This window comes from Nibribacter ruber (assembly GCF_009913235.1).
GTDB classification, from domain to species: Bacteria; Bacteroidota; Bacteroidia; order Cytophagales; family Hymenobacteraceae; genus Nibribacter; species Nibribacter ruber.
The window spans coordinates 313,245-338,644 of sequence record NZ_CP047897.1 but is presented as its reverse complement, the minus strand read 5'-3'; the positions used below and the strand labels follow the sequence as shown (position 1 = coordinate 338,644).

Annotated in this window: 24 protein-coding genes and 1 tRNA gene; 11 read left to right on the top strand and 14 right to left on the bottom strand. The window is 49.6% G+C overall.

Annotated elements, in window-relative coordinates; genetic code table 11:
* The first annotated feature begins 11 nt into the window (after positions 1–11).
* The 7 genes from yidC (at position 12) to lepB (ending at position 7,872) form a co-directional block, all read left to right on the top strand.
* Entirely contained in the window at positions 12–1,838 is a 1,827-nt protein-coding gene (yidC, locus tag GU926_RS01445) for a membrane protein insertase YidC (RefSeq protein ID WP_160688346.1), read from the top strand.
* A gap of 1,156 nt (positions 1,839–2,994) precedes the next feature.
* Positions 2,995–3,675, top strand: coding sequence for a metal-dependent hydrolase (locus GU926_RS01440; RefSeq protein ID WP_160688344.1), 681 nt, complete (start codon positions 2,995–2,997; stop codon positions 3,673–3,675).
* 8 nt (positions 3,676–3,683) lie between these two features.
* Positions 3,684–4,463, top strand: coding sequence for a ParA family protein (locus tag GU926_RS01435; RefSeq protein WP_160688342.1), 780 nt, complete (start codon positions 3,684–3,686; stop codon positions 4,461–4,463).
* 20 nt (positions 4,464–4,483) lie between these two features.
* On the top strand, positions 4,484–5,392 hold the full coding sequence (locus GU926_RS01430) for a ParB/RepB/Spo0J family partition protein (protein WP_160688340.1): 909 nt from the start codon (positions 4,484–4,486) through the stop codon (positions 5,390–5,392).
* Positions 5,393–5,420: 28 nt separating this feature from the next.
* Complete coding sequence (locus GU926_RS01425) at positions 5,421–6,041, top strand: DUF5683 domain-containing protein (protein WP_232058397.1); 621 nt, start codon at positions 5,421–5,423, stop codon at positions 6,039–6,041.
* A gap of 3 nt (positions 6,042–6,044) precedes the next feature.
* Positions 6,045–6,761: a 4-hydroxy-tetrahydrodipicolinate reductase gene (gene dapB, locus GU926_RS01420; protein ID WP_160688336.1), complete on the top strand. Its 717-nt coding sequence runs from the start codon at positions 6,045–6,047 to the stop codon at positions 6,759–6,761.
* Between the two features lie 10 nt (positions 6,762–6,771).
* On the top strand, positions 6,772–7,872 hold the full coding sequence (gene lepB, locus GU926_RS01415; protein WP_160688334.1) for a signal peptidase I: 1,101 nt from the start codon (positions 6,772–6,774) through the stop codon (positions 7,870–7,872).
* Between the two features lie 106 nt (positions 7,873–7,978).
* Here the strand turns inward: lepB and ung are convergent, their stop codons facing one another.
* On the bottom strand, positions 7,979–8,641 hold the full coding sequence (gene ung / locus GU926_RS01410; RefSeq protein ID WP_160688332.1) for a uracil-DNA glycosylase: 663 nt from the start codon (positions 8,639–8,641) through the stop codon (positions 7,979–7,981).
* A 109-nt stretch (positions 8,642–8,750) separates the two neighbouring features.
* Here ung and apaG point away from each other — a divergent pair, with 109 nt between their 5' ends.
* A complete protein-coding gene (gene apaG, locus GU926_RS01405; protein ID WP_160688330.1) occupies positions 8,751–9,137 on the top strand; it encodes a Co2+/Mg2+ efflux protein ApaG in 387 nt (128 codons plus the stop codon).
* Between the two features lie 30 nt (positions 9,138–9,167).
* Positions 9,168–9,938: an O-methyltransferase gene (locus GU926_RS01400; protein ID WP_160688328.1), complete on the top strand. Its 771-nt coding sequence runs from the start codon at positions 9,168–9,170 to the stop codon at positions 9,936–9,938.
* A 181-nt stretch (positions 9,939–10,119) separates the two neighbouring features.
* Here GU926_RS01400 and kdsA read toward each other — a convergent pair whose 3' ends face one another.
* Positions 10,120–10,932 carry a 3-deoxy-8-phosphooctulonate synthase gene (gene kdsA, locus GU926_RS01395; RefSeq protein ID WP_160688326.1) on the bottom strand — a complete coding sequence of 271 codons (813 nt, stop codon included), beginning with the start codon at positions 10,930–10,932 and terminating at the stop codon, positions 10,120–10,122.
* Positions 10,933–11,069: 137 nt separating this feature from the next.
* Positions 11,070–11,687 (bottom strand): methyltransferase, encoded by a 618-nt coding sequence (locus GU926_RS01390; RefSeq protein WP_160688324.1) that lies wholly within the window; start codon positions 11,685–11,687, stop codon positions 11,070–11,072.
* A gap of 110 nt (positions 11,688–11,797) precedes the next feature.
* Between GU926_RS01390 and GU926_RS01385 the strand changes: the two genes are divergently transcribed.
* A complete protein-coding gene (locus GU926_RS01385; RefSeq protein ID WP_160688322.1) occupies positions 11,798–12,739 on the top strand; it encodes a hypothetical protein in 942 nt (313 codons plus the stop codon).
* Between the two features lie 131 nt (positions 12,740–12,870).
* Here the strand turns inward: GU926_RS01385 and cphA are convergent, their stop codons facing one another.
* From cphA to GU926_RS01340, 9 genes are all read right to left on the bottom strand, one after another.
* Entirely contained in the window at positions 12,871–15,501 is a 2,631-nt protein-coding gene (gene cphA / locus GU926_RS01380) for a cyanophycin synthetase (protein ID WP_160688320.1), read from the bottom strand.
* A gap of 36 nt (positions 15,502–15,537) precedes the next feature.
* Complete coding sequence (locus GU926_RS01375) at positions 15,538–16,413, bottom strand: cyanophycinase (protein WP_160688317.1); 876 nt, start codon at positions 16,411–16,413, stop codon at positions 15,538–15,540.
* 348 nt (positions 16,414–16,761) lie between these two features.
* Positions 16,762–16,832: transfer RNA gene (locus GU926_RS01370), tRNA-Cys, on the bottom strand.
* Positions 16,833–16,963: 131 nt separating this feature from the next.
* The gene (gene rpsA, locus GU926_RS01365; protein ID WP_160688315.1) at positions 16,964–18,856 is read right to left on the bottom strand and encodes a 30S ribosomal protein S1; all 1,893 of its coding nucleotides are present in this window, start codon (positions 18,854–18,856) and stop codon (positions 16,964–16,966) included.
* A gap of 452 nt (positions 18,857–19,308) precedes the next feature.
* On the bottom strand, positions 19,309–19,656 hold the full coding sequence (locus tag GU926_RS01360; RefSeq protein ID WP_160688313.1) for a hypothetical protein: 348 nt from the start codon (positions 19,654–19,656) through the stop codon (positions 19,309–19,311).
* A gap of 39 nt (positions 19,657–19,695) precedes the next feature.
* The gene (locus GU926_RS01355) at positions 19,696–20,205 is read right to left on the bottom strand and encodes an HNH endonuclease (RefSeq protein WP_160688311.1); all 510 of its coding nucleotides are present in this window, start codon (positions 20,203–20,205) and stop codon (positions 19,696–19,698) included.
* Positions 20,206–20,302: 97 nt separating this feature from the next.
* Positions 20,303–21,079 (bottom strand): C40 family peptidase, encoded by a 777-nt coding sequence (locus GU926_RS01350; RefSeq protein WP_232058396.1) that lies wholly within the window; start codon positions 21,077–21,079, stop codon positions 20,303–20,305.
* Between the two features lie 111 nt (positions 21,080–21,190).
* On the bottom strand, positions 21,191–21,664 hold the full coding sequence (gene smpB, locus GU926_RS01345; RefSeq protein WP_160688309.1) for an SsrA-binding protein SmpB: 474 nt from the start codon (positions 21,662–21,664) through the stop codon (positions 21,191–21,193).
* Positions 21,665–22,060, bottom strand: a complete 396-nt coding sequence (locus tag GU926_RS01340; protein ID WP_160688307.1) for a thioesterase family protein — start codon at positions 22,058–22,060, stop codon at positions 21,665–21,667. It abuts the gene before it with no gap.
* A gap of 341 nt (positions 22,061–22,401) precedes the next feature.
* Between GU926_RS01340 and GU926_RS01335 the strand changes: the two genes are divergently transcribed.
* Positions 22,402–23,658 (top strand): serine hydrolase, encoded by a 1,257-nt coding sequence (locus GU926_RS01335; protein WP_160688305.1) that lies wholly within the window; start codon positions 22,402–22,404, stop codon positions 23,656–23,658.
* A gap of 57 nt (positions 23,659–23,715) precedes the next feature.
* On the opposite strand, the gene GU926_RS01330 is transcribed toward GU926_RS01335, so the two are convergent.
* Together GU926_RS01330 and GU926_RS01325 are read right to left on the bottom strand one after the other, a co-directional pair.
* Entirely contained in the window at positions 23,716–23,949 is a 234-nt protein-coding gene (locus GU926_RS01330) for a hypothetical protein (protein ID WP_160688303.1), read from the bottom strand.
* 182 nt (positions 23,950–24,131) lie between these two features.
* Positions 24,132–25,142 carry an MBL fold metallo-hydrolase gene (locus tag GU926_RS01325; RefSeq protein WP_160688301.1) on the bottom strand — a complete coding sequence of 337 codons (1,011 nt, stop codon included), beginning with the start codon at positions 25,140–25,142 and terminating at the stop codon, positions 24,132–24,134.
* Positions 25,143–25,400 lie beyond the last annotated feature (258 nt).

The window sequence follows — 25,400 nt, the reverse complement described above, 5'->3', positions numbered from 1 at the left end:
TTTAAATTAATATGGATAGAAATCAAGCAATAGGCTTGGGCCTGATTGCCGTGTTGATGCTGCTTTATAGCGTCTTCTTCATGCAGGATGCCCCCAAAACGGACCCTGCGCAAAAACAGCCTACTACTACCAAGGTGGCTTCTGCCGCCACTACTCCGGCTCCGGTCAATGATTCCCTGGTAACTGCGCAGCGCGTGGCCCAGCTAGGCGAGTTCGGTACGTTGGCCACAGGCCAGAACCGGACCGTCACCCTGGAGAACCAGGTATTGCGCCTCACGCTGGGCAGCAAAGGCGGTGCTTTGGAGCAGGTGGAGTTGAAAGACTACAAAACCTGGAACCAGAAAGCGCTTTTGCTCTTTGACAAAGAGAGCAGTGAGCAGGTGTTTGCCTTCCAGACCAATTCTGGCCGCACCGTTAGACTGAATGACCTGTTCTTCCAGCCGTCTGGCATTACCAACACCACGGTCAACAAATTGCCGGCTAAGGTCATCACCTTCACGGCACAGGTGGCTCCCGGGCAAACCATTGAGCAAGTGTATACGCTGGTAGACCAGTCTTATGAGGTGGGTTACCAGTTGAACTTTAGAGGCATGCAGCAGGTGGTGGCCCAAAAGCCTATCGTGCTCACCTGGACAGACCGCCTGAAGCGCCTGGAACGCGACGTGAAGCAGAACAGAGCCCACTCCACGGTGAACTATTACACCGCCGAGGGTGACTTTGACAAAATTTCTGCCAGCGCCACCAAGAACGAAACCGTGAAGTTGGAGGAGCCTGTGAAATGGGTGGCCAACAAGCAAAATTTCTTCACCGCCGGTATCATTGCCCAAAACAGCTTTGAAACTGCCGAGATGCGGTTGGAAGTTTTGCCTGAAACGGACACTGTAGGCATTAAGACCCTGCGTTCTACCTTGGGTATTCCCATGCAGGATGCCTTGGCCAACAAAGCGCATTTCACCTACTTCTTCGGTCCCAACGACCATGACATCCTGAAGAACGTGACGGAGGGCTTTGACCGAAACCTGGAATTAGGCTGGGGCATCTTCGCGTACGTGAACAAACTTTTGATCTTACCAGCTTTTGACTTCCTGGAAGACTTTATCGGCAACTACGGTATCATCATCATCTTGCTGGTATTATACATCAAGTTGATTCTGAGCCCGTTGACCTACAAGTCTTACATCTCCATGGCCAAAATGAAGGTGTTGAAGCCTGAGATTGACGCCATCAAGGAGAAATACGAAGGCGATATGCAGAAGACGCAGGCAGAGACCATGCAGCTGTACTCAAAAATGGGCGTTAACCCCATGAGCGGTTGTATACCTATGCTGTTGCAGATTCCTATTCTGTTTGCCATGTACAATTTCTTCCCTAACTCCATTGAGTTACGCCAGGAGCCGTTCTTGTGGGCGCATGACTTGAGCACCTATGACGTGTTCGCCAAACTGCCATTCACCATTCCGTTCTATGGCAGCCACGTGAGTATGTTCACTTTGCTCATGACCGCCTCTACCATCTTGTACACTTGGTCTAACAACCAGGTGAGCAGCGTGCAGGGCCCCATGAAGTTCTACTCTTACCTCATGCCGATCATCTTCATGTTCGTGCTGAACAGCTTCCCTGCCGGTTTGAGCTTCTATTACTTTGTGTCTAATATTGTCACCTTCGGGCAACAGGCTTTGATCAGACGCTTTGTAGACGATGCCACCATCCGTAAGAATTTAGAAGACTACCAAGCCAAAAACAAAGGCAAAGAACCGAAAGGCGGCTTCCAGAAGAAGATTCAGGATGCTATGAAGGCCGCAGCTGAGAAAGAAGCAGAGCGTAAAAAGACGAAGTAGTTTCTTTTGAAATAATGCATTTGAGAAGCCCGGCCAATAGGTCGGGCTTCTTTGTTTTTGCATGGTTTGGAAGGGAAAGTTTGGTTTGTGTAAAGGATTGTCTCTTTGCAGGACTGCCTAGTGTGATGTCTAATTGAAAACTAATGCCTTTTATGACTGTCTCTTTGCCCACTATGGCGCAGATTTAATTTAGTGGCTTTCTGTGTTATTGCCTTGTCCGTACACTACGGTTGGTTACCCCTTCGTAGCCTTTTCCATTCGGTCCACTTTTTGCTGCTGCCTGTGTGCACTTCCGTTGGCCTTTCCCTTGGCAGTGCCGTCTGTTCCGGTGCGCACTCACTGTCCTGTTTCATTTCTTCCGGTAAGCGCTCACGGCCGCGGGGCCTCGTCCCGGCCCTTCGCACTGCTGTTGTTTGTGGGACTTTGTCCCCTCCGCCGCTGGCCGCGGCGCACAAACACCAGAGGCGCTCAGAACCAGGACTGGTTTCGGTTCCATTCTGTTTACGTTGGATGCTTGGTTTGCTTGTCGTAGGTGATACCGGTTCCTGTCGCTGAAGAGGCATACGTGCCCGGGGCACGGTTTCTACCTGCTGGCACGTGACCGGCCCGGCCTTGCGGCCTAGACCGCCGGTTGTAGCGTCGTTCTACGAATCGACACTACACTACTTCTCGTATGCGCACTCAACAGACCATGACCGTCCCTTTACCTTACACCAGTTTACGCACAAAGATTTCACTCTTAACTTATAACTCGTTTTTTGCCCCTTTTCCAGAAAATAGCTCAAAAACGAAGTATCAGTTTTAATAGGAGTCTTGCTTGCCACGTCCAAAATTGAATGAATTTTACTGGGCAGAAAAACGAAGATTGAGGGGGCACTCGTTATAGAAAAGTACAAGAAAAGGCGGTTCTGGCCTGGGTGCTAACTAAAGGATACCTTTCACTGCCTTTTTCCTTCGCGCAGCGTCATTAGTAATTTAGTATCAAGCTTTTACTATATCTCAACAAGCATCTGACTTCAAGGTTGGCTCTTTAGAAAATGGGGATAAATACCCGCTAAGTGTTAATAAGTTGCGCTAAAAAGTATCTTTTATTTCCCGTATCTTTGTGAAAGCATAAATTGTTTAGTATAGCGCGAACTTAAAAAGTCTACTTTTTATGAAAATCACCTACTACGGCCAATCTTGTTTTCTGCTGGACATGGGCGGCACCAAGGTTTTGTTCGACCCATTTATCTCGGGCAATCCGCTGGCGTCTGACGTGAAGCTGGACCAGATAGAGTGTGATTACATATTACTGTCGCATGGGCACGCAGACCACGTGGCCGATGCGGAATACTTGCTCAAGAAGACCGGTGCCACTCTGGTAGCCATCTATGAGATTGTGGGCTGGTACCAGAACAAAGGCATAGAGAAAGTACACCCTATGAACATTGGGGGCAAAGTGCATCTGCCGTTTGGCACCGTAAAAATGGTCACCGCCATCCACTCCAGCTCCTTGCCAGATGGCACCTACGCAGGTGTAGCCGCAGGCTTTGTGGTAGAGAGCGCTGAGAAAACGTTCTACTACGCCGGCGACACGGCCCTTACCCTGGATATGAAACTGATTGGCGAGCGCTACAAGGTTGACTTTGCCATGCTGCCCATAGGTGACAACTTCACCATGGATGTAGAAGACGCTTTGGTGGCCGCCACCTATGTAAACACCAAAAAAGTGATTGGGATGCACTTTGACACGTTCCCGTACATTGAGATTGATCATGTAGAGGCTTTGGAACTAGCCCGGCGCCAGCAGAAAGAGTTGCTCTTGCTGGAAATTGGTCAAACCATAGAATTGTAATTTTTAGAATGGGAAAAATAATTGCCGTTGCCAACCAAAAAGGCGGTGTGGGCAAAACCACATCGGCCATCAACCTGGCAGCAAGCTTAGCCGCTTTAGAATTTAAAACCCTTTTGGTAGACGCAGACCCACAGGCCAACGCCACCTCAGGGATTGGGTTTGACCCCAAGGACATTGAGAACAGCATCTATGAGTGCATGGTAGATGGCATTGACGCCAGTAGCATCATCATGACTTCGCCTATAGATTTCCTGGACCTCATTCCTTCTCACATTGACTTGGTAGGTGCTGAGGTTGAGATGATTAACCTGCCCAACCGCGAGGAAAAGATGAAAGAGGTGCTGGTGCCGTTCAAGGACAAGTATGACTTCATCATCATTGACTGCTCTCCTTCTTTGGGCCTCATTACGGTGAACTCTTTGACGGCCGCAGACTCCGTGATCATTCCGGTGCAGTGTGAGTACTTCGCCTTGGAAGGTTTGGGCAAATTGCTCAACACCATCAAGATTATCCAGTCACGGTTGAACCCAGAACTGGAGATTGAAGGCTTGCTGTTGACCATGTATGACGTGCGTCTGCGCTTGTCTAACCAAGTGGTGGAAGAAGTGAAAATGCACTTCCAGCAGATGGTATTTGATACTATCATCCCTAGAAACGTGAAGCTGAGCGAGTCTCCTTCCTTTGGCGTGCCGGCTATTTTGCATGATGCAGAAAGCAAAGGCGCCATCAGTTACCTGAACCTGGCCCGCGAGATTGTGGAGAAAAACGGCGTAGCCGTTGCCCAATAATTTTTAAGCAGAAAACGTACATGACTGATAATTCAGCCAAGAAAAAACCAGGAGGCCTTGGAAGAGGCCTCAATGCCCTCATTTCGGGCAGCTATGAGCGTAAAGAATCTCCTGTCACCCCTAACGCCGTTAACACCATCGCGGATATAGCCTTAACCCAGATTGAAACCAACCCGTTTCAGCCCCGCACGCACTTTGACCAAACCGCGTTAGAGGAACTTGCCGAGTCCATTCGGGTACAGGGCATCATCCAGCCTATCACGGTGCGTCAGCTAAATGCAGACGCCTATCAGTTGATTTCAGGGGAGCGTAGGTTCCAGGCCGCTAAACTGGCAGGGTTGGATACCATTCCCGCCTACATCAGAAAGGCAGATGACCAGCAAATGCTGGAAATGGCCCTGATTGAGAACATTCAGCGTGAAAATCTCAATGCCATAGAGATTGCCCTCAGCTATCAGCGCCTCTTAACGGAGTGTAGCTTAAAGCAGGAAGAACTGGGCGACCGCGTAGGCAAGAAACGCACCACGGTCACCAACTACCTGCGTTTGCTGAAGTTGCCGCCAGACATCCAGATTGGCATCCGGGACAACCTCATCTCCATGGGCCACGCTCGCGCCATCATCAACATGGAAGACGTGGAGATGCAGCTGGAGATCTACCGCAAGATTGTGAACGAAGAGCTGAGCGTACGCAAGGTGGAGGAACTGGTACGAAAGATCAACCAGGAAAACAAAAAGCCTGACCCGCAGACCAAACTCAACCTGCATCCGTTAGAGAATGAAGTAAAGCGGGTGGAAACCAGGTTATCTACCTATTTCGGCACGCGTATACAGGTAAAGTCCACGCCTGAGGGCAAAGGCGAAATCAAAATCCCGTTTGTCTCTGTAGATGACCTGAACCGCATTCTTGAAATCTTAAACTACTCTTAATATGCGGTCTATTGCAGCCGTATTTTTCATGACGTGTGCCTTTGCTTTGGGTAATTTACCAGAGGCAAAGGCACAAGTCATTACAGCAACTCCTGATTCTGTGGTAGTGCCCACGCAGCCGGCCATTGATACCACCGCCGCCAAAAAACGCTTTCTGGTAGACTGGAGCAAGCCGGCCAAGGCCGCCTTTTATTCAGCGGTGCTGCCGGGGCTGGGGCAAGCCTACAACAAAAGCTACTGGAAGATTCCCTTGATCTATGCCACCGGCGGAGTGATTGGCTACTTCATCTATGACAACAACCGCAAGTACCAGGGCTTTGCCCGTGCGTTGGAAGCCCGCCTGGACGGTGATGAGAACACAGTAGACGCCTACGTTGATGTGTACGGGTACAGCTTAGAATTACCTAACAACCAAGGCACTAACAACTTACGCAGGTCCAGAGACTTTTTCAGGAAATATAGAGATTTAGATATTATCTTGGCAGTGCTGGCGTATGGTTTGAACGTGATGGAAGCCCACGTAGATGCCCACTTGAAAGGGTTTGATGTAAGCGATGACTTGTCCTTGCAGATCACGCCCGGCTTGCAGAGAGTAGCCAATTCGGCGTATGCTCCCATGTTCACGCTCCAGCTCAATCTTAAAAACTAAGTAATGCGCATACTGCTTATTGGCTATGGAAAAATGGGGCGTACCATTGAACGTCTCGCCCTGGCCAAAGGACACCAAATTGTAGCTGCACTGTCTGTAGAGGATGCTTCTACCCTTGCCTCTTACACCAAAGACCAGGTAGACGTGGCCATTGAATTCACCAGCCCAGATGCTGCGGTTAGCAATATCATGACCTGCCTGGAGAAGGGCATTCCGGTAGTGTGTGGTACTACGGGTTGGTTACAGCACCTGCCCCAGGTAACTGCTACGTGCCAGCAGCACAACGGCGCCTTGTTCTATGCCTCTAATTTTAGCGTGGGCGTAAACCTGTTTTTCCATTTCAATGAGTACGTTGCCCAAAAAATGCAACAGTACCCAGAATATGGCGTGCAGGTAAAGGAGATTCACCACGTACACAAGCTAGACCAGCCCAGCGGCACGGCCCTCACCATTGCCGAAGGAATCCTGAAAAACTACCCAGACAAGCAAGGCTGGGTGAACGATAAGACCACCTCACCGGACATTCTGGGCATTGAATCTGAACGCGAGGGCGAAGTGGTGGGCACGCACGTAGTGCAGTACACCTCTCCCAACGACACTTTTGAATTACACCATATTGCGCACAGCAGAGAAGGATTTGCCGCCGGCGCCCTCCTGGCCGCCGAATGGCTACCAGGCAAGCAGGGTATTTTTGGCATGACTGATTTGCTGCAACTTTAACTAAGATTACATGAGCACCCGTTTCTGGACCAAGAAAGAATCAAAACCGAAGCAACGCAAAGGATTTCTGCGCGAGTGGGGAGATGCCATTCTCTTTGCCGTAGTAGCCGCCACCTTGATCCGGTGGGCCACCTTTGAGGCGTATACCATTCCTACTCCTTCCATGGAGAAGTCATTGCTGGTAGGCGATTACCTGTTTGTGAGCAAGCTGCACTACGGCCCGCGTACCCCCATGACGCCCTTGCAGGTGCCCCTCACCCACCAGACCATCTGGGGAACGGATATTCCCTCCTACTCAGACGCCATCCAGCTGAAGTCGCACCGTTTGCCGGGCTTTACCACCGTGAAGAACAATGACGTGGTGGTCTTCAACTACCCACCGGAAGAGCAGCACCCCGCAGATTTGCGTACCAACTACATCAAGCGCTGCATTGCCATTGCTGGTGACAAGATTGAGATGCGCAACATGCAGGTGTACATCAACGGCAAGTTGTTGCCAGAACCTGAGAAGGTACAGTATTCTTACTTGCTGCTCAGCCAGAACCCCATCAACCCGAAGTTCTTTAAAGAGCACAACATCACCGACATTTACCCTACCTACGGCGTACAGGGCTACCAGATCAACACCACGCCAGAGACGGCCAAGAAACTGGCTACTTATGACTTCATTCAGCGCATAGAGTTGCAGAGTGATAAGGTAGGTGCGGTAGATGACAAGGTGTTCCCCTTCAAGCCGTCCATGTACCCGTACAACAAAGATAACTTCGGGCCTTTTGTAGTACCAAAGGAAGGCATGACCGTGCAAATCAATGCCCAGACCATTCCCTTGTATGAAATGGTCATTAGACGGTATGAAGGCAACGAGGACGTAGTGGTGACGGATTCTACCATTACCATTGGCGGGAAGCAGATCAAAGAATACACCTTCAAGCAAAACTACTACTGGATGATGGGCGACAACCGCCATGACTCCCTGGACTCGCGCTACTGGGGCTTCGTACCTGAAGACCACGTGGTAGGCAAGGCCGTTTTAGTATGGATGTCCGCTGACCCGAATGAAGGCCTGTTGAACAAGATTCGCTGGAGCCGCATCTTCATGGGCATAGAATAACACTTACGTTTTTGGCTTGTTTTCAAGAAAAGAGGCCAAAAACGACGTTGCATAAAAAGAGAGGCCGCCTATTATGGGCGGCCTCTCTTTTTTGTAAATACCTGCATTACCATTCAATCTCGGGCAATCCGTGTTGCTTGAGGTAGGCATTGGCCTTGCTGAAGTGCCGGGTGCCAAAGAAGCCTTTGTCAGCGGCAAACGGAGACGGGTGGGCCGCTCTTAGCACCAGGTGCTTCTTCTCGTCTATGACGGCACCTTTCTTCTGTGCATATGCGCCCCACAGCATGAATACTACGTGCACTTTCAAGTCAGATACTTTCTGGATGACGGCGTCTGTAAATTCCTCCCAGCCTTTTTTCTGGTGAGAACCTGCCTCATGCGCTCGTACCGTGAGGGTAGCATTAAGCAAAAGGACGCCCTGTTCTGCCCAGCGCTCCAAATTTCCTGTGGCCGGAATGGGTTTGCCCAAATCAGAATGAATCTCCTTGAAAATATTTTGCAGGGAGGGCGGCGTGCGCACACCCTCAGCCACTGAGAACGCCAAGCCGTTGGCCTGCCCTTTCCCGTGGTACGGGTCCTGGCCTAGAATTACCACACGCACTTGGTCAAAGGGACATTCTTCAAAGGCATGGAAAATGAGTTTGCCGGGCGGGTAAACCTCTGTGCGGGCATATTCTTCCTTCACAAACTGCGTCATATTCTTGAAGTACGGCTTTTCAAACTCGTCTTGTAGCACCTCCTGCCAACTTGATTCTATCTTTACCTGCATAGATTTCTATATCTTTAAAGGATTTTCACGTATTTTTAGGGTATGAATCCGGCTGGCTAAACTAATCCACCAGGATAGCTGTTCCTTTTCTTACCAACAAACGGCACGCATGGATACGAAAACAAATCAAGGAGTGAATGTTTTGGTCACTACCAACTACCTGCCAGACTATTCCAGTCCGGCGCAGCAGCACTTTGTTTTCGCGTACAGAATCACCATTGAAAACAACAGCGAATTTACGGTAAAGTTGTTACGCCGCCACTGGCATATCTTTGATTCTAACAATGAAATACGGGAAGTAGAGGGCGAAGGTGTAGTGGGCCAGCAGCCAGTGCTGGAACCAGGCGAGTCGCATCAATACGTGTCGGGGTGCAACCTCAAGACCGGCATTGGCAAGATGGAGGGCACCTTCCTGATGGAGCGCCTGGTGGACGGCAGACAATTCTACGCCACCATCCCTGAATTCACCCTCATTGTTCCGTATAAGCTCAACTAACCTACCCCTCTTTTCTTGCAGCACGCTGGCATGGTTTTAAGATACGCCGCTTTCTGGTGGCGTTCAGGGAATGCGCATGGATTGCACTCCCCGTTTGTTTTCAATCTGTACTGTTTCACCATCCACCACACGGGCTACTTTCTGGCCTATGACAAGGTGGAAGCCTTACGGAAGGAGTTATTGACTAATAACACGGTGTTAGAGGTCACAGACTTCGGGGCAGGATCACATACGGGCAAAACCAAAAAGAAAACGATTGCCTCCATTGCTAAAACTGCAGCCAAACCAGCCCGCCTGGGCCAGCTGCTGTTCAGGCTGGCCAATCATTTCAAGCCCGGCACCATTTTGGAACTGGGAACCTCATTGGGCCTCACCACTTCCTACTTAGCCCTAGCCCGGCAAACTGCCCAAGTGTACACCTTGGAAGGCTGCCCGGCCATTGCTACCCAAGCCCGCCGAAACTTTACCAAGCTAGGCTTGCAGAATGTGCGTCTGGTGGAAGGGAATATGGATAACACGCTGCCGGAAACCCTGGACAAAATGGGGCAGCTAGACTTCGTGTTCTTTGACGGCAACCACCGGCTGGCTCCTACCCTTGCCTATTTTGAGCAATGCTTGCAAAAAGCCCATGAAGACAGCGTTTTCATCTTTGACGATATTTACTGGTCCAGTGAAATGGCCCAGGCCTGGCAAAATATCAAGGCCCATCCGCAAGTGATGATCACTGTTGACCTGTTCTACATAGGCCTCGTCTTCTTCCGGAAGAACCAGCCAAAACAAAACTTCACATTACGCTTCTAATGATCAGTGATTAACCACCAGTTATTAGCTTTTCATTATTGAAATGGTCCAACCATAAAAAGCCCTTCCTTTTTGGCCTGTTTTCTAGAAAACAGGCCAAAAAGGAAGGGCTTTAAGTGTATAGGAAGTGAATTAATTATGTAAGACTAGTAAAAGATTATTAGTCATTATTCACTAATCATTACCGCACCGCTTCTCTGATTCTCACCAGCTTCTCCAGCAGACTTTCTAAATTTGACAATTGGAGCATGTTAGCGCCGTCAGATTTGGCAGTGGCGGGGGTTGGGTGGGTTTCAATGAAAAGCCCGTCAGCGCCTACGGCAATGGCTGCTTTGGCAATGGTCTCAATCAAGGCCGGCTTGCCGCCCGTCACGCCTGAGGCTTGGTTGGGTTGTTGCAAGGAATGGGTAACATCCATCACCACCGGTACCTGGTTCTCCTGCATGGCTGGTATGTTCCGGAAGTCCACCACCATGTCTGAGTACCCGAACGTGTTGCCGCGGTCTGTTAAAATCACGTTGGCATTGCCTGATTCTTTCACCTTATCTACGGCAAAACGCATAGACTCTCCAGAAAGGAACTGGCCTTTTTTGATGTTCACCACCTTGCCGGTTTGCGCAGCGGCTACTAACAAATCAGTTTGACGGCACAGGAAAGCTGGGATTTGCAGAACGTCCACATAGGCTGCGGCTATGGCGGCCTCATGGCTTTCATGAATGTCAGTGACGGTGGGGATACCAAAGGTCTGGCTAACCTTAGCCAAAATCTTCAATGCTTTCTCATCGCCAATGCCTGTGAAAGAATCCAGGCGGGAACGGTTGGCTTTGCGGTAAGATCCTTTGAAAATAAGCGGAATACGCAGGCGGTTGGTAATGCGCACCAGCTCTTCGGCAATCTGAAGGGCCATTTCCTCGCCCTCAATGGCGCAAGGTCCGGCCATTAAAAAGAAGTTGCCAGAATCTGTGTGCTGTAATTTAGGAATGGAGATATTCATTGGAATCAATTTTCAGTGTGCAGTAAACAGGAACTAGTAGCCAGTGTTAAGTGCCGTTTTTTGGTTATTTTCCAGAAAACAGGCCAAAAACGGAGACTAAGACAAGTAGCCTAGTTCAATGCCCAAAAGTACATAATCTAAGCGATAAACTGCGGTTTTGGACGGCGCTCCAGCACCATGAACCATTCTCTGCCGGCCCGCGGCGGAATAGAGTTGTAGCAGGGCTCAAACACTTTAAACGTAAAATATGGCTCAAAATAAGCCTGGTATTCTTGGGGAGTGCCCCCATAAGGAGGGCCCGGTGTAGAAAATTCCTCAGAAAACAAGACGCCCACTAACTTCCCGCCGGGTTTTAACAGGTCAAACATCTTTCTGGCGTAGTCAGGCCTACGGTTTCTGGGCAAGGCGCAGAAAAAGGTCTGCTCTAAAATCAAATCAAAGGTAAGGGCTGTGTGCTGGAAGAAATCCTGTTGCAGCAGATGGTCTGCCGGAAAGTTGGGATTCCTACTTTTAAACCGCTCCAACGGTTCTGGCGCAAAGTCCATCAGGTAGACCTGCGGGAATCCTTGCCGGTGCAGGAACTCAGCCTCATGGCCGTGGCCGCACCCCGGAATCAGGATGGAAAGGTCTTTGTTTTCAAGCTGATTGATGTACGTTTCTAAGGGGGCGGTGATAAATCCTGCATCCCAACCGGTCTCCTTTTGCTGGTATCGGCTGGACCAATACCCGGCGTTTAATTCTGGGGTTTCGTGCATATCTGTAAATAACTATTTTCTGCTGAGATTTGCAAAGGATAGAGAGAACCGTATTTTTGTAAGGATACGGTACGCCGTGCAACCCCATTTTACCAACATATACCCATCTTATGGCCACTGAAACCCCTGAAAAGGATAGCAACCGGAAACTGTTAGTAGTAGGTTTGATCATTGTGCTGCTCAGCATCAACGGCATCCTTATTTACATGCAGCAGCAGAAAACGCAAGAAAACGAGGAGCAGAAAGAGATCATCAAGGTGAAGAGCACTGAGCTGGAAAACCAGATCAAGGTGTTTGAAACCCTCAAAGCCGACTTTGAGCGTCAAAGCAAGGAGCTGCAATCCATGGGACTCACCAATGATTCTTTAGAAACCCGTATTGCCGCCATCAACGCTGACCTGGCGCAGTTACGCTCTTTCAGAAACGGTAGCTTCTCCCTGGCAGACCAAAAACGATTCAAAGACCGCGCCGCCGGCCTGGAGTCTGCCCTCAAGCGCAAAGATGAAGAAATAGCCAAGCTACAGGAGGCCAACGAAGAACTGCACACCCAGAACACCGACCTTCGAACCACCCAGAACAAACTCTCTGACTCCATCACCACCCTGGCCACCGACAACCAGGCACTTTCAGACAAAGTAGCCCTGGCCTCAAAGCTGGAAGCCCAGAATGTGCGCGTCACCATCTTGAACAACAGAGGAAAGGAGAAAGATGACGATGACCTGGAATTCAAAGCCAAGCAGGTAGACAAAATTAAAATCATGTTCAACCTGGCTAAGAACGAGGTAGCTCCAAAAGAAAGCAAAGAAATTCAGATGAGGTTGATTGAGCCAGATGGTTCTCCCCTCTACAACCTGGCCATGGGCTCCGGCACGTTTGAGCATGAAGGCAAGGAAGTCTTTTACACCGCCAAACGTGACATTGTCTTTGACAACACCCAACAGCAAGTGACCTTCTTATATTCTAAAGGCGCAGCCTACAAAACCGGAAAGCATACCATAGAGCTTTACTCGGGCGGCTACTTAATTGGCACAGCCACCTTCACCCTCAAGTAACAACTGTTCCATAAAAAAGCCCCAAAACGATTTCTCGTTTTGGGGCTTTTTTATGGAAATGAGTGAGTGAATGTTACAATGATTTTAAAATGTCATTTTCACATCTTCAAATTTCCACATCTTCATATTAATTAGTCTACCATCACGCGTCTATCTTGAATGGTTTTGAAGTTCTCTACCAGCTTCACGGCTTCGGTAGTGTCTTCAGAGAAAATGGTGATGAAGGAATTGCGCTCTGCGTGCTCCAGGGCGTAGGCAATGGCCACCATCTCCTGCGGAATCACGCGGAACGGCTTGTTGGGGTCTGCCTGCAGAATGCCTTCAATCACGTATTTATTGATCTCTTCGGGGGTGCGGCCTCTGGAGTCTTTGTCCTGGCGAACAATCACCTCGTCAAACATTTCAGCGGCCATTCTGCCCAGTTCCACCATGTCTTCTTCACGTCTGTCTCCCACGCCAGCAATGATGCCCACGCGTTTCCGGGCGTCTGTGTTCTGCAAAAAGTCGGCGATGCCTTTCATGCCGGCCGGGTTGTGCGCGTAGTCCACCAGCACCTCAAAAGTAGGGAACTTGAAGAGGTTCATGCGGCCCGGGGTTTTACTCGCCGAAGGTACAAACGTACGCAAGGCCGTCTTAATCTCAGAAATCTCGAAGTGAGAGATGTAGCCGGCCAAAGTAGCGGCCAACACGTTTTCAATGTTAAACTTGGCTCTACCGCCAAACGTCAACGGTATGTCTGCCACACGATCAACGCGTATCTTGTAGGTATTCTTGAAGATGGAAATGTAGCCATTCTCAAACACCGCCGCCAAACCTCCTTGGGCCACGTGCTTCAAGATTCTGGGGTTGTTTTCATCCATGCTGAAGAGCGCAACTTTTGACTCCACTTCCTTGGCCATGTTGAAGACATGGTCGTCATCGGCGTTGAGAATGGAGTAGCCGTCTTTGCTCACGCTTTTGGGTACTACGGCTTTTACGCGGGCCATGTCTTCCAGAGTGTAAATGTCACGCAAGCCCATGTGGTCTTCGGCCACGTTGGTCACAATGCCAATGTCACATTGCTCAAAGCCCAGGCCATGGCGCAGCATACCGCCGCGGGCACACTCCAACACGGCAAAATTTACGGTAGGATCGCGCAAGACAAACTCAGCACTTTTTGAACCGGTAGTATCGCCTTTCTCCAACAACTTATCTTGGATGTAAATGCCGTCTGTGGTGGTAAAGCCTACCTGATACCCTTTGGATTTGACCATATGCGCTATTAGCCGCGTAGTGGTGGTTTTTCCGTTGGTACCGGTAATGGCAATGATTGGAATACGGGATGGACAGTTACCTGGGAACAGCATCTCAATCACAGGATCTGCTACGTTGCGCGGCAATCCATCTGTGGGCGAGGTATGCATTCTAAATCCGGGAGCAGCATTCACCTCTATGACGGCACCGCGGGCTTCTGGCAAAGGAATGGCAATGTCTGTGGTGACAACGTCAATGCCGCAAATGTCCAGACCAATGGTGCCGGCAATGCGTTCTGCCATGAGCACGTTGTAGGGGTCAATGAGGTCGGTTACGTCAGTGGCGGTACCACCGGTAGAAAGGTTGGCGGTGCTCTTTAACTGCAGCTCCTCTCCTGCTTGGATAACCGTGTCCAGTGTGTAGCCTTTCTTTTGCAGAATGCCTTGGGTGTCTTTATCAATGGAGATTTTGGTAAGCACTTTCTCATGGCCTACGCCGCGTCTAGGATCGCTGTTGACGGTGTCAATGAGCTGTTGAATGGTAGATGTGCCATCCCCCACCACCATGGCCGGCGTGCGCTTGGCGGCAGCCACAAACTTACGGTTGACCACCAGCAGCCTGAAGTCATATCCTTCTATGAACTGCTCCACAATCACCGCCTCTGAGTACTGCTGGGCCACTTCAAAACCGCGCACAGCTTCTTCCCATGTACGTAGGTTAATGCCAGCGCCCTTGCCATGGTTACCGTCCAGCGGTTTGGTGACAATGGGATAACCCAAGAATTTCACGGCCTGCTTGAGTTCTTCCAGATCATAGACAATCTCGCCTTCGGGCACGGGAACGCCCGCCTCATGCAGCATCTCTTTGGTAGCGTTCTTGTCACCAGCAATTTCTACGGCAAAGGATGCCGTGCGGCAGGTCATGGTGGCTTGTATGCGCTTCTGGTTTACGCCGTAACCTAATTGAATGAGAGAGTTCTTGTTTAACCTGATGTACGGAATGCCCCTGGCCACGGCTTCTGAGACAATGGCGTAGGTACTAGGGCCTATGTGCTCGTCTTCCCGTATCTCATGCAGCTCATGCACGTCTGGGGCTATTTCATAAGCTTGGTTCTGAGCCAAAGCGGTCACTACTCTAATGGCAGCGTGCGCGGCGTATACACCTGCTTTCTCCTCCTGGTACGAAAAAACCACGTACTCAAACCCTGGTTGCGGCGCCGGATAGGTTCTGCCAAAGCCCGAGTTCATTCCGCCCATAGTTTGCAGTTCCAGGGCCACATGTTCTACTACATTGCTTAAGGGAACTCCTTCTTCGTGCACACGCCGCAGATACCCCCCTTCCTGACCTTCTGTGCTGCGGTGCTCCACCATGCCCGGGAACATCTGTTCCAGGCGCCGGGCAAAACCATCTAAGTGCGTGGTGAGAACTCCGTCCAGGTCCTCCATGTCCAACTTCAGTACTACAATCTTCGGGTGCTTAACAGACCAGAAATTTGGCCCGCGCATAATGCGCATCTCTGCAATTTTCATTGAATCAGTCCAGTATGGATCTTATATGAATAGGTGTTAGAAAATTTCTAAGGTGTAGGTATCACCTTTGCCCAATAAATGAACCCGCAGGTCCCGCATGGTCACCGGGGCGCCCTCCTCAATTTCATAAATATTGGTATAGGTACTTTTTCTGCCGTCTACAATAGTAACCAGGCCGCTGCCTATCACTTCCAGATTTCTGCCTTTTTTGACCACCACTCCCGTATCTTCCTCAAGGCCAATGCCTATGAACGTGGGGTTGGTGGCAATCATCTGTACCATCCTTACAATACGTCCCCTGGCAATAAAATGGGTATCTATGGCCGCATCATTTAACAACTCTAGCCCGGCGGTGATGCTGACAGCCCCCTTGATGAAGCCTTCACTCTGGCCCTGGAAGATCATCTGGGTAGACATGGCCGCGGCTCCGGCACTAGTGCCGGCAATGACCAGCCTTTCATTATAATAGCGGTCTTTGATGAGCCGCATAACCTCTGTACCGCCAAATATGGCCGTGAGGCGCAACTGGTCTCCGCCCGTAAACATGATCCCATCTGCTTTTTTGACCAGCATAAGGTGCCTCTCTAGGTTAGACTCCTCGCGGGAGGCAAGATGGAGCACCTTTACGTTTCTCACCTTAAGCTTTTTAAAGACGCGCACATACTCCTGCCCCACTACTTCTGGCGTTTCTGAGGCTGAAGGAATGACCACCACCATGGGGTCTTCCTTTTTAAGCTCGTCTACAAAGCGTTGAAGAATCTCATTCTTTACAAAATTGTGGTTCTTTATCTCTTCATGGGTCTCATCTCCTTTGTTCTCAGCGCCACCTATGGCAATCAAGGTTCCGTTGGGGGTCTTATATTCTACAGGGGCTTGTTCCAGCTCTTTTTGTTTTCTGGCTTTTACAGTCATAAGCATTGTTCCTTATGATGGGTGGTGTTCTTACGCCTTACCCGTTGCCAATACCACTACTGCTTGAGGGTTCCTTTAACAACCGGGAGACGTAGGGCGTACGCAGAAAAAACCAAAAAGATTAGAGAACTTGAATATTTGCGTCTTACCCCTAAAAACTACCTGCGGAAAGTACTGAGGCCGTTTTTTCACCTTTTGCATGGGCTTGCCAGATGAGAGACTTTTAGCGAAGATGGGAAGAGCTTGGAGGAGAAAAGAAGGAATACAAATCACCCGGCCAACAAGAACAGTCTATAAACGAAAAAGCCCGCTGTAGATTTCTCTAAGCGGGCTTTCCTTCCTTAAATGAGGTAACGAGCGGATTCGAACCGCTGTACGAGCTTTTGCAGAGCTCTGCCTAGCCACTCGGCCACGTTACCGTGTTTGGGAATGCAAATATACACTCATTTTAATAGGAGGCCAATTTTCTGGGCACTTTTTAGCCCTCTGCATAAAAAAAGAGCCCCAACTGCTTGGGGCTCTTTCCATTAAAATTTACTAAACCGGCAGATTACTCAGCAGACTCAGTAGCTTCTGCTGAGGCGTCAGCTTCTGGAGACTTCTCAGCGCGCGCTTTTGCGGCAGCGGCCAATTTCTTCTCGCCAGCTTCTTTCTCAGTAGACATCATTTGATCTTTCAAGGCAGAAAGAGCATCTAAGTCGCCCAAAGTAGCACGTACTTCTTCTTTCTTAGGAGCAGCAGGGGCAGCAGCTTTGGCTGTACCAGCGGCCGGCGCATCTTTCTTCTCAAATTTCTTTCTCTTAGCGTCTTCTGGCTGGGCAGTGTGTACCGCAGTATGAGACAAGATGATCTTACGATCTTCTTTAGAGAACTCAGTTACTTTGAAATCCAATTGCTCACCAGCTTCAACGGCAGAACCGTCTTCTTTGGCTAAGCCTTTAGGGAACGCGAAACCTTCAATACCGTACGGCAACTCTAGCGTAGCACCTCTGTCAGATTTCTCCAAAACAGTGGCTTTGTGCGTAGAACCTACCGTGAATACAGTAGCGAACGTATCCCAAGGATTTTCTTCTAATTGCTTGTGACCAAGGGCCAGACGACGTGAAGTAGCGTCCAATTCAAGAACGATTACATCTAGGTTCTCACCAACTTTTACAAACTCAGAAGGGTGCTTGATTTTCTTAGTCCAAGAAAGGTCAGACACGTGTACCAGACCGTCTACGCCTTCTTCCAGTTCAATGAACAAGCCGAAGTTAGTAAGGTTACGAACAACACCTGTGTGCTTAGTACCTACTGCATATTTAGTCAATACATCTTGCTTAGTCCATGGATCTTCAGACAACTGCTTAATGCCCAATGACATTTTGCGCTCATCTCTATCCAAAGTCAACACAACTGCCTCAATCTCATCATTTTGCTTGATGAAGTCTTGTGGGTTGCGCAGGTGCTGAGACCAAGACATTTCTGACACGTGGATCAAGCCTTCTACGCCTGGCATCAATTCTAAGAACGCACCGTAATCGGCTACGTTTACAATTCTGCCTTTCACGCGTGAGCCAACTTCCACTTCGCCAGGAAGAGCATCCCAAGGATGAGCAGTCAATTGCTTCATACCTAGAGAAATACGCTTCTTGTCGTCGTCGAAATCCAACACTACCACGTTTACTTTCTGGTCTAGCTCTAACACCTCTTGCGGGTGGTTGATGCGTCCCCATGAAATATCTGTGATGTGTAGTAGACCGTCTACACCACCAAGGTCGATGAACACACCGAAGTTGGTCATGTTTTTGATCACACCTTCCAGAACCTGACCTTTTTCAAGGTTGTTCAAGATGGCGGCACGTTGTTGCTCAAGGTCTTTCTCGATCAACACTTTGTGCGACACTACTACGTTATCAAAAGCGGCGTTGATTTTCACCACTTTCACTTCCATCTTACGACCAACATAAATGTCGAAGTCGCGGATTGGTTTCACGTCAATTTGCGAACCTGGCAAGAAGGCCTCTACACCGTAAAGGTCTGTGATCAAACCACCTTTGGTTCTGCGTTTCACTACACCTTCCAGTACAGTGTCGTTCTCCAAAGCGCCGTAGATCATCTCCCACGCTTTCACAATTTTGGCTTTCTTACGAGACAGGATTAACTGACCGTTCGGGTCTTCCTGATCCTCAATGAATACCTCAACCTCATCACCGATTTTCAAATCCGGCATGTCACGGAATTCAGAAACCGGAACCAGACCATCAGACTTAAAGCCGATGTTCAAGATTACGTCGCGATCCGTGATACCAACAACGGTACCTTTGATCACTTCCTCTTCCTGAACGGTGTTCAGGGTGTCGGCATACATTTGCTCCATCTTGGCTCTCTCATCAGCTGAGTAAGAACCACCGAAGCCCTGAGAATCAAATTTTCCCCAGTCAAAATCTTCTAAATTTGCCATAAATAAGCGTTGGCCCAGAATGTAACGCCTGGACTATGAGCCACTTGCCCAAGCGTAGTTTCTAAAACAGACACAATCTTTACTTAAAGACTGCGGCATTCACCTTGAACGCGCCGCGAAGTTACAAAATTTCCAGATAGAATTAGATAGGACTTGGCTATATTCTCCAGCGAGTGAATGATCCTAAGCCAGAAGCCCGTTTTTGGCCTCTTTTCCTGAAAACACGCCAAAAACGGAAATCGTAGCGTCGTTCCATGGAAAGACGCTATATATGATATGCCGGGCCGTTGTTATTGACGTTGCCAACATGTAAACTTCCACCAACCACTAGAATGTTTGTTTGAAAGACAACTATTGGAGAACCTCAAAACAAAAACCTCGTTTTTGGCTTCTTTTCCAGAAAAGAGGTCAAAAACGAGGCTCATCTTATTCAAGGAGAAAAGGAATTAACCTTACTCCTTCTTATTCAGGAACTCCAGCGCTTGGTTAGCATATTCTTCTTTAATATTAATAATCACAACGCCATCTTTTGCCTTTTCTCCATACAGTTCAAGCGCCTTGGCGTCTTTATACACCTCCACAGAACTAATCCATTGCTTGTTAATTTTATCCACGTCCTTGTGGTTGAAAGCATGCGCGTCCCGGCCAATTTTCATGACACAATAGGGAGAACTTTCCATTTGAACGGCGGCATAAGACTTTTGTAGAGGCCACACCAGCGCATTGGTGCCATCCTGGGCTTGTACTTCAAGTGAAAGCAGGCCGGCCGCCAATATTACCAAACAGAAGGTCTTTTTCATGGACTTATGGATTAATGGAAACCTAATATACAGATTTTATTAAGCTCTCACCCGTTCACCCAAATAAGGCAGCCAGACATGGTCCATTTCCTGAATGTTGGCTCTTAAGAAGGACACCAAAGAAGGCTTGTGCGGCTTGCTCTTGGGCTTCATGGAGACTTCCTCCGGGGTGCGGTCGCCTTTGATGGAATTGCAGCGCGAACAGGCCGTGATCAGGTTGTACCAAGAGGTTTCGCCGCCCCGGGAGCGGGGCACCAGATGGTCAATGGTGAGGTTTCTGGTGGAGCCGCAGTACTGGCAGCAGTTACGGTCCCGGCGCATGACGTTCTGCCGGGTAAGAGAAATGCCTTTGTAGGGAACGCGCACGTAATGCTGTAGTTTGATGACCAGCGGCAGTGGGTAGACGGTTCTCACCGTCCGAATGCCGTTCAGTTGGTCCTGGGCAATGACCTCGGCTTTCTCCAGGAAAAGCAGCACAAACGCTTTAGGGATACTGCACACGGCAATGGCTGAATAGTCTTGATTCAGCAAAAGTACTTTTCCGGTCATAAGGCATCCAGTTAGAAGGTAACAGGAAGATACACAGAAACTTCCAGATTCTTAAAAACTGAATACGCAAATATAGAGTTACACGGATTGCCTTATTCTAAGAAAGAATTCGTTTGATGATGCGCAACTTGTGGGAATAACGCTTCAGCTCCCGGTTGTAGATGCCGTGGTGGTCTAGCTGGTCAACGCGCACCTCACCTGAGGCATGAATGATCTGCTGGTCTTCCAACACAATGCCCACGTGGATGATGCGGCCTTCGTCGTTGTCAAAAAAGGCCACGTCGCCGGGGCGGGTCTGGCTTACAAAATGCACCTCCTGGCCGTGAACCACCTGCTGGCTGGCGTCTCGTAATAAAGAATGGCCGCACAACCCGTACACCTGCTGCACAAACCCAGAACAATCAATCCCGAACACCGACTTCCCTCCCCACACGTAGGGCGCTTTCATGAACAGCAGCGCCATTTTCTGCAGGAAGTTCTCGCGGTAGGGCAGCGCCGGGTTGGTGGCACGGCCGTTGTAGACCATCTTCTCCTCGCCTATTCTCAGGTTGATTCCGTCAAAAAAAGGAAGCCGACTGCCCAGGCCAATGGGAATAACCTGGTTGCCGCCGCTCACGGTCTGCACAATGTCCATGGACCTGGGATGCTCCACCGCGCTCCATTCCTGAAAATACGCGTCAGACACGGGAAAATGCTGCTTGGCATCTATCCAACCCAGATAATCATCAGAAGCAATGCGCACCTGCAGCCATTTCTCCTGGGTTTGCTGCACTTCATAGCACTCCCCGAAGACCAACTGCGTCACCTGCTCACTCCTATCTGACGGCTCCCTGCGCACCGGCACCAAACTCAGCTTACAAATCCCGACGTTCACTTACGTTAATTAGAAATTCAAAATTAGAAATTAGAAATGGGCTGTGCCCGGTAAGAGTTAGAACTATTAGATACTTTTATAATTCTTAATTTTTAATTGGCGCCTCTGGCGCTAAAAGCGTTCGCGGGCCATTTCGCGTTTGATGTCACGTTCTTTGATGTCATCGCGTTTGTCATAGAGTTTCTTGCCTTTGGCCAGCGCTATCTCTACTTTGGCAAATCCACGCTCACTTATAAACAAGCGCAACGGTATGATGGTCACGCCTTGCTCCTGGGCCTTTTCTTTGAGCTGCTTTAGCTCGCGTTTGTTCAGGAGCAGTTTGCGGTCCCGGGTAGGCTCATGGTTGTAGTGGGTGCCCTCAGTGTATTTGGCGATGGTGACCTGGTGCAGGACCAATTCCAGACCGTGGAAGGTGCAGTACCCGTCTGTGAGGTTCACGTTGCCTTCGCGTATGGATTTGATCTCGGTGCCCTTGAGCATAATGCCGGCGGTGTACTTGACTATGAAGGAATACTCATAGCTAGCCCGGCGGTTCACAATGTTCACCGTTTTCTGCAGTCTGTCTTTCTCTTTTCCTTTGGCCATCTACTGGGGTTTGTTCGTCAAAAGTCGGTGTATCTTCTCTTTTTTCAAAATCTTCTGGCCGGTTTGACCCGTGGCCACCAACCGTTCTCCTGCGTGTACGGAAATATCACAGAGCAGTGCGTTGCCGGTCAGGCTTTTGTACGTGGCCACCACCACCAGTTCTTCTCCTTCAAAAGCGGGCCCTTGGTGATCAATGTGCAGCATGGTGCCAATGCCTTCTTCGTCTGGGTCGCGCATTTTCAGCACAAACAGCCGGCTGGCCCACTCCATGGCCTGGCCCAGCGCAAACGTGGAGCAGACCGGGTGCACCAACCCTGCCTCAAAACGCGCAAATTCTGCCGCTGTGACGGTTTTACGGTATTCTTGGGTAGCCCCGGGCTCAAATAAGTGTTGCATGGAGATAAGGACGAATGAAACTTGACTTCTGCCCCTGAAGATACGGTAGTTTCTGGAAACTAGCTTGGGGGAAAATCGACGAAATAATAGGTGCTTACCTCTCTTCTGGTGGGCCAGATTGCTCCGAAGTTGAAATCTGCCTTCCTCCATTGCAGGTCGTTTTTGGCCTATTTCCTGGAAAACAAGCGAAAAACGAGCGCCAAAGAAATGTAGCATCCATCACCAAAATTGAAAGATTGATGTCCTTGCCTGCCCTGTCTTATAAAATCCAATCAGTTTGAAAAACGCCGAATCCTTCTTAAATAGGACCTGTCTCTGGCTCTACCCATCAGCAAACATCCATGAAATCTCCCCTGCTCCTATTCCTCTCCCTGCTTATGCTCACCAATGCTACCTCTGCCCAAACCAAAACGGACAAATTGTTAGAGCGGCTCCTGAAAAAGCATCCAGAAAAATTCAGGCAGTTGCTGGAGCATCCAGAAAAGTATGAAATCCAGATTCTGTACACCCAAATCAACCGCGACAAACACAACCAACCATCTTTTAAAACCTACCACTACCAGGTAAACCCTAATCAATATTTTAACCCGGCCAGCACCGTCAAATTGCCCGGTGCGCTCATGGCGCTGGAGAAGGTGAACTGCCTGGCCGCGCAGGGCCTTACCAAAGAGGCGGTCATGCTCACAGACAGTGCCCACCAAGGCCAGACGGCGGTGAGCAAAGACTCCACCTCGGCCAGCGGCTTTCCGTCCATTGCTCATTATATTAAGAAGATTCTGGTGACCAGTGACAATGACGCCTACAACCGCCTGTATGAGTTTGTGGGCCAGGAGCCTTTGAACGAAGGATTAAAAGCCAAAGGGTACAATAGCATCAGGCTGCCGGTGCGGCTTTCTACCTTTCTGCCCTTTGAATTGGACCAATACACCAATCCCGTCAGGTTTTACCAGAAGGATAAGTTGGTGCACCAGCAACCGTTGGTGAAGAGCAGCAAGAGCTACCAGAACCCCACGCCCCTTCTCAAAGGCATTGGCAACTATACCAATGACGATGTGCTGGAGATGAAACCCCGCGACTTTGCCTATTCCAATACCTTCGCGCTGGAAGACCAGCACCTGATGCTGCGGGCCCTTCTGTTCCCCGAGTCCGTGCCGGCTCAGAACAGATTCAACTTAACGCCAGAAGATTACCGGTTTCTCTACCAGTATATGTCCCAGCTGCCCCGTGAGACCACTTATCCTGAATATCCAGAAACCGAGTACCCAGACGCTTTTGTGAAATACCTGCTCTACGGCGGGCCCACCCGGCAGGAGCGCATTCCGGGCCACATCAGGATTTTCAACAAGATTGGCCAGTCCTACGGGTTTCTGATTGACAATGCCTACATAGTGGACTTTGAGAACAAGGTGGAGTTTCTGCTGAGCGCGGTCGTGCACACCAATGAAGACGGTATTTACAATGACGGCAAATATGAGTATGACAGCATTGGGTTTCCATTTTTGAGAGACCTGGGTCGGGTGGTATATGACTATGAGTTAAAGCGTAACCGCCGGCACTCCCCAGATTTAAGCAAGTTTATCTGCACCTATGACCAATAAAAAACGCCCCACCTGCCAGATAGCAATTGGGGCGTTTTTTATTGGAAGGAAGAAATATTAATGGCCACCGGCAGAGTTACCCGTAGACTGCCCGCCGTCTTCTACGCTTTTAGCGCCTCGGCTGCCGCTATCCTGGTTGGGCATGCCCGGCATGTCTTTGGTACGCCGCTCATCTGAGGAGGCGTCTGGTGGCACTGCTCTATTTTTAAAATCGGTCTTTTTATTTTCTGCACCAGTATTGCCCGTTTTATCCTGACGGTCATCGCGGTTCTTATTCAGTTCATTTGCCATAACGGTATCCATTTAAGTGAAACGTATCTTTAGCATACGGTAAAACCATTTTTAGGTCAATGGGCAAATGCTAGAAGTAGGCTGATGATTTCACTTAAATGATTTCTTTCCCGAGAAACTTTCCCACTCGTTTTTAGCCTGTTTTCTGGAAAATAAGCCAAAAACGAGGTTAGCACGAGGTTCTAAAACAGCAGTGGTTCTCCCAGGCCCAGAAGGCATAGTTGACCGTGCACAGCGCCAGACTGTTCCATGGCTTTGAGTTGAGTGGCGGGTTCACTGGCGGGCTCGTCTGAAAGGTCAAACGTACCATAATGCATGGGCACCATACGTTTGCCGCCCAGGTCATGGAACGCCTGCACCGCCTCTTCTGGGTTGGTATGGCTGTCGCGCATCATGAAATTGGGACTGTACGCGCCCACGCCCAGCAGGCAGACATCCATCTCCGGAAACAGCTTTTGTATCTCTTTAAAATGACGCTCATACCCAGAATCGGCCCCAAAATACACCGTCTGCGAAGGCCCCTGCAGCAGGAAGCTTCCCCAGAGGCAGGTGTCTTCATCCAGCAGCCCGCGCTTGTGCCAGTGGAAGGCCGGTAGCATGAACAACTTTGTGGCAATGGGTAGATCAAACTGTTGGTACCAGCCGGCCTCTTGTATTTTGGTATCGGGGAGCCACTTCTGCACCACGCTGCTTAACCTGAGCGGGCAGAGCAGTTCAAAGGCGTTGTGCTGTTGTAAGAGCTTCAGACTTTTCTTGTCGCAGTGGTCATAGTGGCCGTGGGAGAGCAAGACATAATCTATCTTGGGCAGGTCTTTTATTTCCAGCGGCAGGGCGGTTTTGCGCTTCATCATGGGCCCTCCAAAGAAGACGGGATCTGTGAGGAACGTCACGCCTTCCATTCTAATAAAAAACGTAGCGTGCCCCAGCCAGAACATTCCGTCCTGGTGGCCTTGCAGGAAGGGCTTGGGGTCATGGAGGGCTGGCGTCCAGTGGTCCTGCTTTTTCGCCTGCTTCTGGGGGTTGGCCTGCAGCATCCACTTGAGTACTTTCTTAAGCGAATGATCGCCCGGCCTGAACTCGTTCAAAAACCGACCTTTGTACATAGGGTTCCCCTGCCAGTCTTTTCTGATCACCGGCAGCGCGGGATTGGTTAAGTATTGGTCTGGCGTAGGGTTTTGCAGTTGGGTGGACATGGTCTCGTTTTTAGCCTGTTTCCGCGAAAATAAGCCAAAAACGGCAAGTGCTGTAGTAAAGAAAGGTACAGTTTTCACCCGAAAGAAACATCGGCGCAAAACTTAAACGTGCTGGCGTTGGCAATAAGGCCCCATCTTGAGTTTCATGTAACAGAAGACAAGACAGAATATTCTTTCAACCAAAAAGCGGCTCCACTATGAGAGCCGCTTTTTGGTTGAAACTAGAGAATTTACTCTATTCGTTTTTGGGCTATTTCT